The following is a 1422-nucleotide window of genomic DNA, read 5'->3' on the forward strand; positions in this document are numbered from 1 at the left end:
AAAAGCCTCCCTTTCGAGAGGCCTTTGAATCATCAGCTCATTCAAATGCCAAGCAGTTTTATGAGTTTACGGCCTAGCAGATCAGAAGACTTAACCCTGGAAAAATGGCGCCAGCGAGGGTTCATGAGAAATCGTCGACCATCGTCAGAGAGTGCCAAGCTGAAGTGATTAGACACGCTTTCATGCCAGTCATTCAGCACCGCAAGACGGAACGCTGCGGCAAGCTCTATTCGCAAAGTCGCTTCATCCTTCTTTTGCCATTCGTTACCGATGTTCGAGTTTAACGTCATGTCTCTTTGTCCTGTTTAACAAACGAAATGTAATCTAGGAAATGTCGATGGAGACAGGATTAGACGCGTCACAAACTCACGGGAAACGAAATACCAACATAATGAACATGACGGAACATCATCATGACGGCATTTAGAGTTCCCAGTATAGAACTGCTTCAGACGTTCATCGCGGTATTCCAATGCAGAAACTTTTCGACGGCGGCTGAGAAACTGCATCTGACTCAATCTGCTGTGAGCCACCGCATAAAACGCCTCGAGGACGAGCTTGACGTAGTACTATTTGATAGATCCCCGCGTAACGTTAACGCGAGCGAAGCGGGAGACAGACTGTACAGCGATATTCATTCAGCATTGAACTCATTGGAAAATGTATTCGGCAACATTAGGCAAAATCCCAACCACACGCGTCTGGAAATCGAAGTCGAACCGGCCTTCGGAACGAAGTGGCTCGCACCGCGCCTGAAATCATTTCTGTTAGATCATCCCGACCTGAAACTTCAGATAAACCTTTCCGACAAGAAACTGGAATTCTCTGGCAATACAGAGATTGCGATAAAATGGGGTCATGAGAACAGCTGGCCTGGGTTTTATTGTGAACCACTAATGGATCTGACTTTTACCCCAATGTGTTCCCGTTCATTCTTGAACGAGCATGGTCAAGTAACGGCAGAAAATTTGGCACGCTTTCCTTTGCTTCACGATCGAGATTACAGCGAATGGGCAAGATTAGCTGGAAGCTTTAATCTTTCTGCTCTTGACTTCCGAAAGGGACATATAATTGGCGATACCGCTTTATTGGAGCAGGCGGCTATCGAAGGCAATGGGATTGCTCTCTGCGCTCTGGAGTTGACTGAGAACGCAGTTCAACGTGGTGATCTTATCCCGCCCCTACCCGATTTGAAGATAAGAAGCGACAAATCATACTATCTGTTACGACATCAGTCGATTAAACCCACTATCATCGGCGCACAGTTTTTCGAGTGGCTTCATCAAGCAGCGACTTGAACATGTTGTCTAAACCCTAAAGCCTTGAAAGGGTATGAACCGCTGACGGTGTTGTCACGTTAACTGGGCTACAGTTGCCTGCCTGACGGTTTGGGCGTAAATTTTGGCGATGCAGACATCAGAT

At 46.8% G+C, this 1422-nt stretch carries 2 protein-coding genes; one reads left to right on the plus strand and one right to left on the minus strand.

What is annotated here, in order from left to right; all coding sequences use genetic code 11:
- Positions 1-41: 41 nt before the first annotated feature.
- On the minus strand, positions 42-290 hold the full coding sequence (locus tag HWD97_RS24125) for a class II aldolase/adducin family protein (RefSeq protein WP_371835791.1): 249 nt from the start codon (positions 288-290) through the stop codon (positions 42-44).
- Positions 291-413: 123 nt separating this feature from the next.
- Here HWD97_RS24125 and HWD97_RS24130 point away from each other — a divergent pair, with 123 nt between their 5' ends.
- The gene (locus HWD97_RS24130; protein ID WP_371835792.1) at positions 414-1298 is read left to right on the plus strand and encodes a LysR substrate-binding domain-containing protein; all 885 of its coding nucleotides are present in this window, start codon (positions 414-416) and stop codon (positions 1296-1298) included.
- Positions 1299-1422 lie beyond the last annotated feature (124 nt).

It is taken from the genome of Ochrobactrum sp. C6C9, from assembly GCF_022627935.1.
GTDB classification, from domain to species: Bacteria; Pseudomonadota; Alphaproteobacteria; order Rhizobiales; family Rhizobiaceae; genus Brucella; species Brucella teleogrylli.